Origin of the sequence: Vibrio tubiashii ATCC 19109 (assembly GCF_000772105.1) — a bacterium.
GTDB lineage: Bacteria > Pseudomonadota > Gammaproteobacteria > Enterobacterales > Vibrionaceae > Vibrio > Vibrio tubiashii.
On sequence record NZ_CP009354.1, the window covers coordinates 84,247 to 99,580 of the forward strand.

Annotated in this window: 13 protein-coding genes; 6 read left to right on the top strand and 7 right to left on the bottom strand. The window is 47.2% G+C overall.

What is annotated here, in order from left to right; all coding sequences use genetic code 11:
• Nucleotides 1-48: 48 nt before the first annotated feature.
• Together envZ and ompR are read right to left on the bottom strand one after the other, a co-directional pair.
• On the bottom strand, nucleotides 49-1,356 hold the full coding sequence (gene envZ / locus IX91_RS00405; protein WP_004746096.1) for a two-component system sensor histidine kinase EnvZ: 1,308 nt from the start codon (nucleotides 1,354-1,356) through the stop codon (nucleotides 49-51).
• Between the two features lie 80 nt (nucleotides 1,357-1,436).
• Complete coding sequence (gene ompR, locus IX91_RS00410) at nucleotides 1,437-2,156, bottom strand: osmolarity response regulator transcription factor OmpR (protein ID WP_004746095.1); 720 nt, start codon at nucleotides 2,154-2,156, stop codon at nucleotides 1,437-1,439.
• Between the two features lie 175 nt (nucleotides 2,157-2,331).
• On the opposite strand from ompR, the gene greB reads away from it, so the two are divergent.
• On the top strand, nucleotides 2,332-2,811 hold the full coding sequence (gene greB, locus IX91_RS00415) for a transcription elongation factor GreB (protein ID WP_004746094.1): 480 nt from the start codon (nucleotides 2,332-2,334) through the stop codon (nucleotides 2,809-2,811).
• 35 nt (nucleotides 2,812-2,846) lie between these two features.
• Here greB and IX91_RS00420 read toward each other — a convergent pair whose 3' ends face one another.
• On the bottom strand, nucleotides 2,847-4,739 hold the full coding sequence (locus IX91_RS00420; protein WP_004746093.1) for a putative ATP-dependent zinc protease: 1,893 nt from the start codon (nucleotides 4,737-4,739) through the stop codon (nucleotides 2,847-2,849).
• A gap of 224 nt (nucleotides 4,740-4,963) precedes the next feature.
• Here IX91_RS00420 and IX91_RS00425 point away from each other — a divergent pair, with 224 nt between their 5' ends.
• Nucleotides 4,964-7,288: a Tex family protein gene (locus tag IX91_RS00425; protein ID WP_004746092.1), complete on the top strand. Its 2,325-nt coding sequence runs from the start codon at nucleotides 4,964-4,966 to the stop codon at nucleotides 7,286-7,288.
• Nucleotides 7,289-7,380: 92 nt separating this feature from the next.
• Here IX91_RS00425 and IX91_RS00430 read toward each other — a convergent pair whose 3' ends face one another.
• Nucleotides 7,381-7,851 (bottom strand): hypothetical protein, encoded by a 471-nt coding sequence (locus IX91_RS00430; RefSeq protein WP_004746091.1) that lies wholly within the window; start codon nucleotides 7,849-7,851, stop codon nucleotides 7,381-7,383.
• A 121-nt stretch (nucleotides 7,852-7,972) separates the two neighbouring features.
• Complete coding sequence (gene bioH / locus IX91_RS00435) at nucleotides 7,973-8,767, bottom strand: pimeloyl-ACP methyl ester esterase BioH (protein ID WP_004746090.1); 795 nt, start codon at nucleotides 8,765-8,767, stop codon at nucleotides 7,973-7,975.
• A gap of 59 nt (nucleotides 8,768-8,826) precedes the next feature.
• On the opposite strand from bioH, the gene IX91_RS00440 reads away from it, so the two are divergent.
• The 4 genes from IX91_RS00440 to cysQ all read left to right on the top strand — a co-directional run bounded on the left by IX91_RS00440 (nucleotide 8,827) and on the right by cysQ (nucleotide 11,933).
• Nucleotides 8,827-9,528: an amidophosphoribosyltransferase gene (locus IX91_RS00440; protein ID WP_004746089.1), complete on the top strand. Its 702-nt coding sequence runs from the start codon at nucleotides 8,827-8,829 to the stop codon at nucleotides 9,526-9,528.
• Between the two features lie 212 nt (nucleotides 9,529-9,740).
• On the top strand, nucleotides 9,741-10,328 hold the full coding sequence (gene nfuA / locus IX91_RS00445; RefSeq protein ID WP_004746088.1) for a Fe-S biogenesis protein NfuA: 588 nt from the start codon (nucleotides 9,741-9,743) through the stop codon (nucleotides 10,326-10,328).
• 171 nt (nucleotides 10,329-10,499) lie between these two features.
• Nucleotides 10,500-11,045: an ADP compounds hydrolase NudE gene (gene nudE / locus IX91_RS00450; RefSeq protein WP_004746086.1), complete on the top strand. Its 546-nt coding sequence runs from the start codon at nucleotides 10,500-10,502 to the stop codon at nucleotides 11,043-11,045.
• A gap of 60 nt (nucleotides 11,046-11,105) precedes the next feature.
• A complete protein-coding gene (cysQ, locus tag IX91_RS00455) occupies nucleotides 11,106-11,933 on the top strand; it encodes a 3'(2'),5'-bisphosphate nucleotidase CysQ (RefSeq protein ID WP_004746085.1) in 828 nt (275 codons plus the stop codon).
• A gap of 265 nt (nucleotides 11,934-12,198) precedes the next feature.
• Here the strand turns inward: cysQ and recG are convergent, their stop codons facing one another.
• Together recG and trmH are read right to left on the bottom strand one after the other, a co-directional pair.
• Nucleotides 12,199-14,277, bottom strand: coding sequence for an ATP-dependent DNA helicase RecG (gene recG / locus IX91_RS00460; protein ID WP_004746081.1), 2,079 nt, complete (start codon nucleotides 14,275-14,277; stop codon nucleotides 12,199-12,201).
• Between the two features lie 326 nt (nucleotides 14,278-14,603).
• Nucleotides 14,604-15,287, bottom strand: a complete 684-nt coding sequence (gene trmH / locus IX91_RS00465; protein ID WP_004746080.1) for a tRNA (guanosine(18)-2'-O)-methyltransferase TrmH — start codon at nucleotides 15,285-15,287, stop codon at nucleotides 14,604-14,606.
• Nucleotides 15,288-15,334 lie beyond the last annotated feature (47 nt).

The window sequence follows — 15,334 nt, forward strand, 5'->3', positions numbered from 1 at the left end:
AACGAACAAGGGCAGCGATTAAGCTGCCCTTGTTGGATTTATTCCCTGTTACTTTGTCGCTGGGAAACTGATTTGTACTTTTAAGCCACCGCCACTGCGATTATTGACGATGACTGAACCATTGTGCTGGCTGACAATGCGTTTAACAATCGCTAAGCCAAGCCCTGTTCCTTCGCTTCCTCGCGCGGTATCGCCCCGAGTGAAGGGTTCAAACAGTTTGGCGATCTGGCTCTGTTCTATCCCAGGTCCATTATCTTCAACGCACACCCAAACCAACTTGTTATCTGCGGTAATGCCGGTGCTCACTTTAGTCCAGCCATTACCATAGCGAATTGCGTTGACGACTAAATTGCTCACCGCGCGCTTGATAGCAATTGGGCTGCCTAAGGTCTCCTTGATTGGCTGGTGGAGTTCGGTATCAATTTGCACCTCATAGCCGCCTTCAGATGAAGCGACATCGTTAGCGATTTCATTAAGGTCAACCTCAATAAAAGATTGCTTGTTTACCGGTTTAAGGTAATCCATAAATTGGCTGATGATCTCGTTGCACTCTTCAGTATCGCTAATAATGCCCTCAGCTAGATAGCTGTCTTCAGGGGACATCATTTCTGTCGCAAGACGAATTCTGGTTAACGGAGTTCGCAGGTCGTGGCTAATGCCCGCCATCAGTAGGGCTCTGTCCTCCTCAAGTGCTTGGATACCTTTAGACATCTGGTTGAAAGCGCGCGTTACTGAGCGAATTTCTGAAGCGCCTTTTTCAGGTAATGGTGGTGGAATCTCACCACGACCAACCCCTTTGGCCGCTTTTTCCAACGCAATGAGAGGACGGTTTTGCAAACGGATGAACAACCAGCCTCCCGCAACAATCAACAATGCCATGATCAGGCTATTGCGAAACAGTGGCGTAAAATCTTCTTCTTGCAGTTCAGAGAGAGGAATGCGTAAGAGGGAGTCAGGTAGGGAGTCAATCTTCATCCACAGGATGTAGCTATTTTCTCCGAGCATCATACGAACATCAGTTGGCGAGCCAAGTTCATTGGTCATCTCTTCACTCATCAGGTCGATGCTCACCGCATGGTAATACTCTTCTGCCATTGGACTATCTTCAGCATGAACGGTTACCCCTAGCTGCTCCAATACACGCCTACGCAGAGGTGCATCCATAGCCAGGCCATCTGCTAGGGTGGCGGAATCATCCAGCATCAGATTAATTTCGTGGCCGAGGATTTTATTAAACTGCTGCAAGCTTGGCATCAGCGCGTAATTAAACACGGCGTAGTAAGAATAGACTTGGCTGGCAATAAGCAGAGTCAGAAAGATAAAAATGGATTGAGTAAATGAGCTGCGGATGCGCATAACACCTACCTTGAGAAAAGGTTAGTCTAAAACAAAGAGTGCGAGACTAAGTCTCGCACTCTATCAAATCATATTTTTGGTTACGCTTCTTTGCCATCTGGGACAAAAACATAACCTAGGCCCCATACAGTTTGGATGTAACGAGGTTTACTTGGATCGACTTCGAGCATACGACGTAGGCGAGAGATTTGCACGTCAATCGAACGTTCCATCGCTGAATATTCGCGGCCGCGGGCCATGTTCATTAACTTATCACGCGACATTGGCTCACGAGCATTGGTCACGAGAGCTTTCAGTACGGCAAACTCACCTGAAGTTAGCGGCATGGCTTCATCGCCACGGAACATTTCACGCGTACCTAGGTTTAAGCGGAAATCACCAAACTCAACCACTGACTCTTCACTACTTGGTGCACCGGGTAGCTCGGTCGTTTGACGGCGCAAGACTGCTTTAATACGTGCTAATAGTTCACGTGGGTTAAACGGTTTTGGTAAGTAGTCATCTGCCCCTACCTCTAGGCCGACGATACGATCGATCTCGTCTCCTTTTGCGGTCAGCATCAGAATCGGTAACGTGCTGTTGGCATTACGAAGGCGACGGCAGATCGATAGCCCGTCTTCGCCTGGTAACATCAGGTCTAGCACCATCAAATGGAAAGTTTCACGCGTTAGCAGGCGGTCCATCTGCTCACTGTTTGCAACACTACGAACTTGGAATCCTTGTTCAGACAAGTAACGCTCTAGTAGTGCACGAAGTCGTGCATCATCATCAACAACTAAGATCTTGTGATTTTCTTGCATGTAATGGGTCCACCTAGTTAATAAGCTTGCGCGACTTCAGGCTGTTGAAACAATCACCTTTATGCGCAACTTAAAATGTAACACTGTTCTTAAGCTATTGGTGCAAAGAATTGTTAACGTTTATTTCCTTTTTAGCTAATGTATATCGGAACTTCAATTTAATAACGTCAGAAATATGAAAACGAACCTAATAACAAGAGAAGGCTTTGATCGACTTAAAAAAGAGCTCGATTTTTTGTGGAAAGAAGAGCGTCCGGAAGTAACAAAAAAAGTGACTTGGGCGGCGAGTCTCGGTGATCGGAGTGAAAACGCTGACTATCAATACAACAAAAAGCGTTTAAGAGAGATAGATCGCCGCGTACGTTATTTGCGTAAGCGTCTAGAGCAAGTCAAAGTGGTTGATTACTCGCCGCAGCAAGAAGGCAAAGTGTTCTTTGGAGCTTGGGTTGAAATCGAGAACGAAGCAGGGGAAGTCAAAGCTTTTCGTATTGTCGGCCCTGACGAAATTTACGGTGACGCCAAAGGTTATATTTCGATTGATTCACCGATGGCGCGCGCCTTATTGAAAAAAGAAGTCGATGACGAATTCAGCGTTAAAACCCCAGAAGGTTACAAAGAGTGGTTCGTTAACACTATTCGCTACAGCGCTGAATAACAAAAAGTCCCGCGGGGCGGGACTTTTGGCTGTGATTATTTTTCGTAGTCGGGTTTTTCAGTAAGGATGTAATTGTGTTCACTGCCCACCACTGCGCCGTATTTGAGGAAGTTTTTACCTAATATCATGCTGTAGTGGAAACGGCTGCGGTCTTTCAGGTTGACCCGTATCTTCTTCTCGAGTTCGCCCAGTTTGACTTGCATTTCAACGACTGGGCGAATAGTCGGTTTCTCACCTTTTTTCGCCCTGATTTTCATACTATCGACGACCTCTAGGGTAAAGTCTTTCTCCATACCGAGATCATTTTGGTAGCTAAAACTGACCATAGGTTTGCCGTCTTTTTCAAACTGTTTGATGTTCTGCGCATTGATAGAGCTGACGTCTGCACCAGTATCGAGCTTAACGGGGAAGCTAAGACCTTCTACTTGCGCAACCTCGATATGACCTGCCTTAAATAGCGGGTAGGAATCGAGTAGATGATCAGTGCGAGTGTTTATGAGCACGCCATTTTTGGACATCTTCTGACCTATGATGAAGTAATCACTGGTCTCGTCTTCATCGAGCACATCAATGGCGTACGGCAGTTCAACTTTCTCGCCGTATAGGGTGAAGGTACCAAATACCACTGGGCGAGTGGAGTCACCGACTTTTAGGGTTTTATTGATCGGTTTAGAAAACTGCTTGGCCTCGCCGTTTTGGTCAGTGAGGTAGTAAGTTACCCACTCTTTGCCTTTCTTTTCAAAAATCTCGAAGCTTGCGACTTTTAGCAGCGGTGTTTTCACTACCAGTGATGGTTCTGCCGTTAATTCAATACCATCAAGCAATAGAGACTCCTCACCGGAAACCTGCATCGCTTTTGACTTGCTACTGATGGTTTTAGGCTTGCCTGATAACAAAGACGTCGCGCTAGTATCGATCATAAAGCGTCGATTGAGCGTGCCTTTGCCGAGACGTAGCTGTGAATTGAGTTTGCTACGGTCAGTTAAGTAGACGAACCAGTATTGAGTTTCAGCACCGTTAGTGTCGATTGGAACGAACACCATTGGGCGCTTTTTGCCACTCACGTTCAACATACGTACCAGTGGGAGTGTGAGTGTCTCGCTGCTGCCATTGCCATCTTCGACATCGAAAGAGACCAGTTGCTTGTTAGAGTCGATGTTTATATTGGTGGCATGCAGTGAAGAGTAGTTGTTTTGCAGTGAGTAGCTAATCTTCTGCTTTACGCCAGCGATTTCAACCGACTCTTTCTTACCAACAAGTTGCGCGTTCTTTTGCTCTTGAAGGTAATCGTAGCCTGCGTAAACCCAAGCGTTGTTATCGAGAAAAGTTTTGCCAATCAGAATTGGCGCTGAAAACTGGTTTCTATCAGTTAAGTTAACTTGTGTCATGACGGTTTTGCCAGCAATGGTCATTGGCAAGGTGATGGTTGGGCGCAGAATCGGTTCTTTTTGTGTTCGATTGCGAATCACGCCAACACGTTCTATTGGTCTAGTCACCTTAATGCTCTCACCCGTGTGCGGATGCTTAATGGTGAAAGTCACTTCAACACCGTAAGGGGCAAAAAGTTCAGCATTCCAATCATCGTAATCGACATCATCAATAGGAGCGAAGTCGATCAGCGCTTTCATCAGCTTGTGATCTTTGAGTTGGCTAAACTGGGGATCAGAGCTGGAAACGTGAATGTTGGTAGCATGCATCGATGTCGTGTCTGCGCCAGTATCAATCTTACCAGCAAATGAAACCCCTTTTAGCGCCTCGATCTCTTCGAGATAAACGCTTTCTACCCGCCCTAAGACAAGTTTGTCATCAAGGGTGTAAACAGGAGACTGGGTAGAAGCATTGATCGCAGCGCTAGCTTGATCAGCTAAGGCCAAAGGAGAAGCTAAGGATACAGATAGTACAGAAAGGGCCAGTAAGATTTTTTTCATAGCGGTTCCAACTACTCGTTATTCGCACAAGGTCTTGAACGAAATTAGTTCCATTTTTCAGATCTAAGTTCTGACTTATCTCTATTTCTGACACAACTTTCACATAATTGCCAAACTATTGGCAAAACAATTGCGTAACCTTGCTCGCGGTAACAAAAAGTATTGGGTTTTACATCAAGAATCCCAATATAAAGAAGGTTAAAATACAACAAGAGATTCAACGGATGAGCCAAGCTATCTGTAATTTGATTGCTCAGGAACTGAGTGTTCGACCTGAGCAGGTCACTGCTGCTGTTAACCTCATTGATGATGGAAACACAGTCCCTTTTATTGCCCGCTACCGTAAAGAAGTCACGGGTGGATTGGATGATACTCAGCTGCGTAACCTTGATAGCCGTTTATCCTACCTACGCGAGCTAGATGAGCGTCGCCAAACCATTCTTAAATCGATTCAAGAGCAGGGTAAGTTAACCTCTGAACTTGAAGCTGAGATAGCACAGGCAGACAGTAAAACACGTCTTGAAGACCTTTACTTGCCATACAAACCAAAGCGTCGTACTAAAGGCCAAATCGCGATCGAGGCAGGCTTAGAGCCGCTAGCAGATAAGCTTTGGAATCAGCCGCAAACCGAACCTGAAGCGGAAGCGGCAAATTACCTAGATGCAGACAAAGGCATTGCTGATACCAAAGCAGCTCTGGATGGTGCTCGTGCTATCGTGATGGAGCGAGTCGCTGAGGATGCCAATCTACTAGAGAAAATTCGTGCTTATCTGAATCGCAACGCGGAACTCGTCGCTAAAGTGGTCGACGGCAAAGAGCGCGAAGGTGAGAAATTTAAAGATTACTTTGAGCACAATGAAGCGTTGAGTAAAGTGCCATCGCACCGCGCCCTAGCCATGTTGCGTGGTCGAAATGAAGGTTTCTTAACCCTTGCGATGAATGCTGACCCTGCGCAGGAAGAAGGCGTTCGTCAGTCTCATTGTGAGACGATTATTAGTGACCACTATGGTATATCCCTAAGCAGTGCTCCGGCAGATGGTTGGCGTAAGCAGGTGATCAGCTGGGCATGGCGCATCAAAGTTTCGATGCACATGGAAACTGAATTGATGGGTGCGATGAAAGAGCGTGCAGAGATTGAAGCGATTGAGGTTTTTGCCACTAACCTGAAAGATCTGCTGATGGCTGCACCTGCGGGTCCTCGTGCCACACTTGGCCTTGATCCTGGTCTTCGTACTGGTTCGAAAATTGCCGTGGTCGATTCAACCGGTAAAGTGCTAGCAACCGAAACCATCTACCCTCATCCGCCACAAAAGCAATATGATAAATCAGCGCAAATTGTTGATGCTTTAGTACGTAAGTACAACGTGGATTTGATTGCGATTGGCAATGGTACTGCTTCACGTGAAACTGACAGCTTTGTCGCTGACCTGATTAAACGTGGCAACCTCAAGGTGCAGAAAATCATGGTTAGCGAAGCGGGTGCATCGGTTTACTCGGCGTCAGAGCTAGCAGCAAAAGAGTTCCCGAACTTAGATGTGTCACTGCGTGGTGCGGTGTCGATTGCTCGCCGTTTGCAAGATCCACTGGCTGAATTAGTTAAGATTGACCCTAAATCGATTGGTGTGGGTCAGTATCAGCATGATGTTAGCCAATCTATGTTGGCAAAACGTCTTGATGCGGTAGTCGAAGACTGTGTGAATGCTGTTGGTGTCGACGTGAATACAGCATCACCGGCTCTGCTAACTCGCGTAGCTGGCCTATCAAGCACAATTGCGCAAAACATTGTTGACTACCGTGATGAGAATGGCCGCTTTGAAGCGCGTACCACGCTGAAAAAAGTCGCGCGTCTTGGGCCTAAGGCATTTGAGCAGTGTGCGGGTTTCCTGCGCATTATGGATGGTAAGAACCCCCTTGATGCCTCTTCTGTTCACCCAGAAGCGTACCCTGTGGTAAAAGCGATTGCTGAGAAAAACAGCAAAAATGTCAAAGCGCTGATTGGTGATACTCAGTTCCTACGCGGACTTCACGCTGTCGATTACACCGATGAGAACTTTGGTGTTCCAACCGTGAGCGACATCATTAAAGAGCTCGATAAGCCGGGTCGCGATCCTCGCCCTGAGTTTAAGACAGCCACATTCGCTGATGGCGTAAATCAGGTTTCTGATCTTGAACCTGGTATGGTGTTAGAAGGGGTAGTGTCTAACGTTGCGAACTTTGGTGCCTTTGTTGATATCGGCGTTCACCAAGATGGTTTAGTACACATCTCTGCGCTGACGGACCGTTACGTTTCGGACCCACGAGAAGTGGTTAAAGCGGGCGATATCGTCAAGGTGAAAGTGATGGAAGTGGATGTGCAGCGTAAACGTATTGGTCTTTCAATGCGCTTAACCGATGAGCCAGGGCAGGACAATCGAACTCAGCGTTCAAGTGCTCCACGTGGTCAGCAGCGTCAACAGCAAGGTGGTCAACGCCGCCGTGATGAGTCGTCGAACAATAACAGTGCTATGGGTGGTGCATTCGCAGCTGCCTTTGCAAAAGCTAAGCGTTAAGTTGTTGCGCTAAAAATATAAATCCCCGTAGTAGCGATACTAGCGGGGATTTTTTTCGGCATTACCTTATCGAACCAGGGAACGACAAGGTACTACAACACCGCAATTACATCAGAAGGGGTATTTGGGGCCACGGCATCTCCGTAATGAAATTTAATCACGGTTCTGCGTTTTTCCATCATCCCCTCTGTTATCGCCGCATCGATTATGCGCCTCGGTAAACGAAAACGCATGGCATAGCCTTTACCTTGATGTTCGCTATAACTTTCCAGTGCCAACAGTTGGAATAGCCTTTCGAGGGTATCTTTAGGTTCTTCCTGAGAAACTGCAACCACACTCCCACTTTCTTCCGTCTCATAGCTTGGGTGCTCTGAGGGATCCCATGAGGATTGCTTTCGCCGTTTATCGTCTGCTGTTACCTTTCGTTCTGCGTTGCTCTTGGTCAATGCAATCGTTGGTGCAATTGGCTCTCGGACTTTATTGTCGCGCGCCGCTTGCTCCGTTTGCACATTAACCGATGGGGCGATGAGTGGAACGCTTACGTTCGTAGGTGATACGAGCATTCATTAACCTCCTCACGCCCAACCTGAGAGTGGTAACTCTTTCGGTTAGTTTATTTATCGACCAGTTAGGGCAAAGGTTTAGCGCAGATTTTTATTTTTTGTACATTGTTCATTTAATGCTTTAGCGATCAAGGAATTGGTGTACTTGCTGACAAAATGACTCGAATTCAGTCATAAACGGCGCATGAGAAGAGTCGGTGAAAATGTAGCTATCGCTGTTTGGCGCGAGGCTATCGACATCACTGGCGACTTTAGCAGGCACAAGGCCATCTAAGCGGCCATAGAGACGTAGCATCGGAATGGTTAGGCTTTCTAGCTCAGCACGATAGTCGATATCGGCTAACAGTTGTAAACCTGCTAACAGAGAGGTTGGGTTTGGTGTTGGTCTTGAGAGAACGGCTTTTTTCAGCTGTTTGACATCTTGTCTTGCTGAAGGGCTCCCCATCGCCTGCAAGGCCATAAAACGTTCGATAGTCAGTTGGAAATCATCAACCAATTGTTCGGTAAACGCACTTAACACATTCGGTTGAATGCCGCGCCAGGGTCTCTCGGCGGCAAATTTGGGTGAGCTTGCGACAGTAATCAGCTTTTCGACTCGTTGTGGGGCATTAAGTGCAATATGGGTTGCCAGTAAACCGCCTAGTGACCAGCCAAGCCAGATCGCTTTCTCAGGTGCGTGCAGCAAGACTTGCTCAGCGAGATCATGCATATTCTCGAAACTAGACTGATGGCTATGACCAAACCCTGGTAGGTCGACCACATGGACACAAAAATGCTGGCTAAGAACTTCAACTGTCTGCTGCCAAACCGCGCCATTCATTCCCCAACCATGGAGTAGCACTAGGTCATCACCTTGACCTTGGGATTGCCAATACAAAGATTCACGGTTGTTCTCAGTTTGTAGCACTTTTTCCATCCTCTCGCTCTCAGTCCTGTCTAGACAATCATCAAATACTGTTTCAATGGAGTGGGGTTATGTTAACTCAAAAGGTAGTGAAACACATCGCCGACCTGTTGCCTATGCATTGCGAGGTTTGCCATCTCGCGTTGACCAGGCCCCATTCACAAAGTGGCATATGTGACCATTGCTCGCGCTACTTCGCGCCTTTACCTCGTTGTCAGCGCTGTGGTTTGCCTACTCCTTTTGATATTGCAGAGTGCGGAGAATGTCTTAAACATCCACCTAAATGGCGGCGGCTTTATTGCGTTGCTGACTATCAACTACCACTTGCGCAATATGTTCATAGGCTTAAGTACGAGCGGCAATTTTGGCAGGCGAGTAAGCTCGCGAGCCTGCTCGCCCCAAGAATAGAAACGCCCGCACAGGTGATTACTTTTGTGCCCTTGCACTGGGGGCGGTATCTAAGGCGCGGATTTAATCAAAGTGAGTTGATAGCACGTTCACTGGCGCGGCAACTCAACGTACCGTGTCAGCCCCTGTTCAAAAGAGTGAGAGCAACACCTCAGCAGCAAGGTTTAACTAAGGTGGAGCGAAAGCGAAATCTAGACCGTGCTTTCTTACTCAATGGAGAGATTGTTGCTGACCATATCGCGATTGTTGATGATGTTCTCACTACTGGTAGTACGGTGCAGCATTTATGTGAATTACTGCTTGAAGCGGGGGTGAAAAGCGTTGATATTTACTGTATATGCCGTACTCCTGAGCCAGCAAGTTAGTATACCCTTCATTCTAGAATCTGCAGCGTTGTTCACTGCGCCAATTCACCCTAATCACATAGTACACCTATGCTCATAGGGCTGAATTGTCTTGTTGCCGCGCTGCAACTTCAATTATTTTGGGTATATAAATTGACTAAAAGGCTAGACCTCTTGCTATTCAGGAGTAAAATGGTCAACTAATAGCCTACAAAATTACTCAGGTATTCGTCGTGTCAAATACAATTACTATTACAGAAACTGCCCAAAAACACTTTGCTAACCTATTAGGTCAGCAGCCAGAAGGCACTAATATTCGTGTATTCGTGGTAAACCCTGGCACTCAAAACGCAGAGTGTGGCGTGTCTTACTGCCCGCCAGAAGCGGTAGAGTCTGCCGATACTGAATTGGCGTTTGAGTTCTTCTCAGCATTTGTTGATGAGCTAAGCCTGCCGTTCCTTGAAGACGCTGAAATTGATTTTGTAACTGACAAAATGGGCTCTCAGCTAACTTTGAAAGCACCAAACGCGAAAATGCGTAAGGTTTCTGATGACGCGCCTCTAGTAGAGCGTGTTGAGTACGTGATTCAGACTCAGGTTAACCCTCAGCTTGCGGGTCACGGTGGTCATGTAAACCTAGTTGAAATCACAGACGAAGGCATTGCAATTGTTGCCTTTGGTGGCGGCTGTAACGGCTGTTCTATGGTTGATGTAACACTGAAAGAAGGCATCGAGAAAGAGCTTCTTCAGCAATTCGAAGGTGAGCTGTCTGCGGTACGCGATGCAACTGAGCACGATCGTGGTGAGCACTCTTACTACTAAGAAATGCATTTAACCGAATGAAATACATAGGGTTGGCAGCAATGTCAGCCCTTTTTTTGTTTTCAAAGCTGATAAATTTCTCATATATTAGGAGTGTTGAACTTTCGAACAATATGGTTACGAAAGAGCGACAGATTCTAGAACCTTCCCTTGATGCAAAGGAGTAAGCTCGTGGCCAAACGGAACCCACCAGAAATTCTGGCGAAACAGACTGTCGCGCAATCTCGACTGTTCTCTATTGAAGCGTTGGATTTACGCTTTAGCAATGGTGAACAGCGGACTTATGAGCGCATGAAACCCAGTGGGCGAAATGCAGTCATGATGGTTCCTGTTACCGAGCAAGGTGACATTTTGTTAGTCAGAGAATATGCCGCGGGCACTGAGAGGTATGAGCTGGGTTTTCCTAAGGGGTTAATCGATCCAGGTGAAACTCCTCAGCAAGCGGCTGAGCGTGAACTGAAAGAAGAGATTGGCTTTGGCGCTCATAAGTTAACGCCTTTGAAAGAAGTCGTTCTTGCCCCTTCTTATTTCTCTAGCAAAATGACCCTGTTCATTGCGGAGCAACTATACTCAGAGCAATTGGAAGGTGATGAACCAGAACCGTTAGAAGTGGTTCGTTGGCCTTTAGCGCAAGCTGAAGAGCTATTAACACACCTCGATTTTAGTGAAGCGCGCAGTATTACTGCGTTATTACTCGCTCTACGAATCTTAAAATAATTAACGTTTTCCTCTGCGATGTCGTCTGAGGAAAGAGTAGGTAGAGCGTAAGGATTTTTTATGCCAATGACAGAAGACCTTTCTCATCATTTGCCCGCAGTGATTGAAATTGCCCGTAGTGCTGGGCAGTTGATTCTCGATATTTACGAGAAAAAAGAGTACCAAGCGTTCACCAAAAGTGATGAAACACCCGTGACCAGTGCTGATATCGCCGCGCACAAACTGATTGTGGAAAGACTCACCGAGCTGACTCCAGATATCCCGGTGTTATCAGAAGAAGCGGCCGATATCAGTTTAGATAAACGCTCACAGTGGGATCGCTACTGGCTAGTTGATCCACTGGATGGTACCCAAGAGTTTATTGCCCGCAGTGGCGACTTTGCTACCATTATCGCTCTCGTAGAAAACAATAAACCCGTGATGGGAGTGGTATATGGTCCGGTTTCTGGAGTGACGTACTACGCTTACCAAGGTAAAGGGGCGTGGAAAATTCCAGACTTAAGCGAAAGCGTGCGTATCAAAACCCATCAACATGATGGCAAGCAAAGCCCAATCGCTATTGCGATTAGCCGTCGCCAAGATATTAATCGCATCACGAGCCGAATGAGCAGCGGTTGGAATTATGATTTAGTCCCACTTGGCTCAGCAGCGCTGAAAGCCTGTTTAGTCGCGGAAGGTGCAGTCGATTGCTACCTACGACTTGGCCCTACCGGGGAATGGGATACCGCCGCAACACAATGTATTGTTGAAGAAGCCGGTGGGCGTATTCTAAGTACCTTGCTAGAGCCGCTTTCTTACAATGAGCGCGATACGTTAGAAAACCCGAATTTTATTGTCTTGGGTGATGAGAGCTTGCCTTGGGATGAGATTTTAAAGGTTAAGGATTGAAGCGGACTCCGTCCTTAAGAACGCTTCGCTTCAGAACGGGCTTCGCCCTATGGAAAGCGGGATCGCTACGCTGCTGGATTGCTGGCTCTGATTTTGGTCATTCCTCACTCTTGAGGATGATGAATTGTTTAATCAAACTAAGAGGGTTGACGTTTTCACGCCAATCCTCTTTTTTGTTATCCAGTTATCCAGTTATCCAGTTATCCAGTTATCCAGTTATCCAGTTATCCAGTTATCCAGTTATCCAGTTATCCAGTTATCCAGTTTAAGCCTTCGAATACACATCTCTATCACCCAACCAGCGGTCGATAATCGCGACTGCATTATCTGAATAGTTGTCATGAATATGTCGAGCGATGCGCTGAACTTCGGGGATTAAGCGCTGATCACGGACTAAATCTGCAATCTTAAAGTCAGCCATACCGGTTTGCTTGGTGCCTAATAGCTCACCTGGTCCACGGATTTCTAAGTCTCGCTGTGCAATCACAAATCCATCGTTGCTTTCACGTAAAACGCCTAAGCGCTTTTGGGCGGTTTTCGACAGGGGCGAATGGTAGAGCAGCACACAATGACTGGCGACACTGCCTCGACCTACACGGCCTCGTAGCTGGTGGAGCTGAGCTAAACCTAAACGCTCAGGGTTTTCGATAATCATTAAGCTTGAGTTAGGCACATCTACACCTACTTCAATCACGGTGGTCGCGACCAATAGATGGAGTTTATTGTCTTTGAAGTCTTGCATCACCGCTTGCTTCTCAGCGGGTTTCATTCGACCGTGGACTAAGCCAATCTTGACGTCTGGCAGTTTGCGTTGCAGTTCTTCAGCCGTATCCGCTGCCGCTTGAGCTTCGAGCACCTCAGATTCATCAATCAGAGTACACACCCAATAGGCTTGTTTCCCCTCATTGAGGCAAGCGTTTCTGACTCGCTCAACAATATCGTCCCGCTTAGTATCCGGAATGGCAACGGTTTGAATCGGCGTTCTCCCCGGTGGGAGCTCATCGATCACTGACGTCTCTAGGTCAGCGTAGGCGGTCATTGCCAGTGTTCGAGGTATTGGAGTTGCAGTCATAATCAGCTGATGCGGATAAGCGCCTTGCTTGGCCCCTTTTTCACGCAGCTCTAACCGTTGGTGGACACCAAATCGATGCTGCTCATCAATGATGACTAAAGCTAAGTGATGAAACTCGACATGCTCTTGGAACAGAGCATGGGTTCCGACCACCATTTGCGCTTCACCATTTGCGATTTGAGCCAGCTCTGCTTCTTTGGCTTTACCTTTCAGTTTGCCAGCGAGCCAACCTACCTTGATGCCCATAGGTTCGAGCCAAGCCGAGAAATTAATTGCGTGTTGTTCAGCGAGCAGTTCTGTAGGAGCCATCAGGGCGACTTGGTAGCCATGCTCAAGGGCGCGCAGAGCAGCAAGCGCTGCGACTAGGGTTTTGCCTGAACCTACGTCCCCTTGAACTAGGCGCATCATAGGGTGTGGCTTTTCTAGATCTTGTTCGATTTCACCCACTACGCGTGCTTGTGCATTGGTTGGTGAAAAGGGAAGTTGCTCGAGCAGTTGTTGCTTAAGTTTGTTGCTAACGGGCAGCGGTAATGCTGTGTCTTGCTGACCTTTACTACGCACCGCCAACATCGATAGGTTTTGTGCCAGTAGCTCTTCCATAATCAAACGGATCTGCGCCGGGTGTTTGCCTTCATCAAACTGCTCTAAATTGATATTCGGTGGTGGACGATGAATTGTGTGCAACGCTTGCGCTAGGGTGATTTGGTGATCATACAGACCATTAGGTAGCAGTTCTTGCACGGCTGCTTTGTCGAGTAACTCAAGCGCTTGGTCAGTAAGATTACGTAGCGTAACTTGACGCAGACCATCTGTCGTTGGGTAAACAGGAGTTAATGTCTGTTCTATATCAGCTTTTTGGTTCGGAGCATAGAACTTGTAGTCTGGGTGGACAATCTCCAGTCCGTAGCCACCACGCTTAATTTCACCATAAGCGTGAACAGTTTTACCTTCGGCGAAGTTGTTCTTCATTCCGGCGGTAAAATTGAAAAAACGCAACGTGATGGTGCCGTTACCATCACTGATTTTCACCGACAGCATTTTGCGTTTACCAAACAAGGTATCAACACTCATCACCTTGCCTTGCACCGCTGCCCATAGGCCAGCATGCAGTTTTACTATCGGGTAGATACGAGTACGGTCTTCATAACGCAGAGGAAGGTGAAACAGTATATCTTGAACGCTATTGAGCCCAACTTTGGCTAACTTCTCGGCGACTTTGGCACCAACGCCAGTCAAAGAAGTGAGAGGAATCGCAGATAGCAGTTGGGACATGACACAGCTCGCTCGTTATTTTGAGTAAGTGACTCAGTGAGTTAGATAAGACCTTGTTAGTTAACCATTGGGCTGTGTTTTTGTACAGGAAAAATTGGAGTGAGATACCGGGAACGGACTGCGTCCTATGGAACGCTGCGCTATGGAAAGCCCTGCTGGAAAACTAGTGTTGGCTCTAATGTGTATGGCGGGCAGTTCTAGTTCATCCAAATGACAAAGGGTTGACCCTAAGAGTCAACCCTACATAATTTCTCCAGCTCTCCAGCTCTCCAGCTCTCCAGCTCTCCAGCTCTCCAGCTCTCCAGCTCTCCAGCTTTCTAGCTCTTTTACTTCTTCTGCATCTCTGCCCACCATTCATCATCGGCGATGATCTGGCCTTGTTCGTCTAGTGGTGGGTAAGGAAGCTTTTTACGCTTGGCGACTTTGGCTAGCACCGGATGACCGCGTTCGAACAGTAGGCGGTGGATGGTTTCTTCTGGTACAGAACTGACTTCATTGTCGTACATGCCAGCGGCTTCGCGTTGGCGTTGCGCTTCATAAAGGATGACGGCACTGGCTACAGAGACGTTGAGAGACTGCACCATTCCGACCATAGGGACGATAATATCTTGGTCAGCGAGCTTTTTGGCTTGCTCAGATGCGCCTACTTTTTCACTACCGAGAATAATGGCTGTCGGTTTGGTGTAGTCGATGTCGCGGAAGTCTACTGCAGTTTCAGACAGATTAGTCACAAGTACCTGCATACCTTGCGCTTTGAGCTCAGTAATCGCCTCGTCGATAGAGTCATGGGTTTCAACGTCAACCCAGTTACGAGCACCTGCAGAAGTATGGCTCAGTGTGCGCATCTCATTTGGCCATACTGCGTGAATCTTGTGAATACCCGTAGCATCGGCGGTGCGGATAACAGCAGATACGTTATTTGGCTTGTGAACTTCTTCTAGGCAAAGGGTTAAGTCAGCTTGGCGTGCTTTTAACACTTCTTGGATTCGATTGTAGCGTTCTAAATTCATAATCTTATACAAAAGAAAAGCCCTTGAAATGGTGGTTTCAAGGGCAG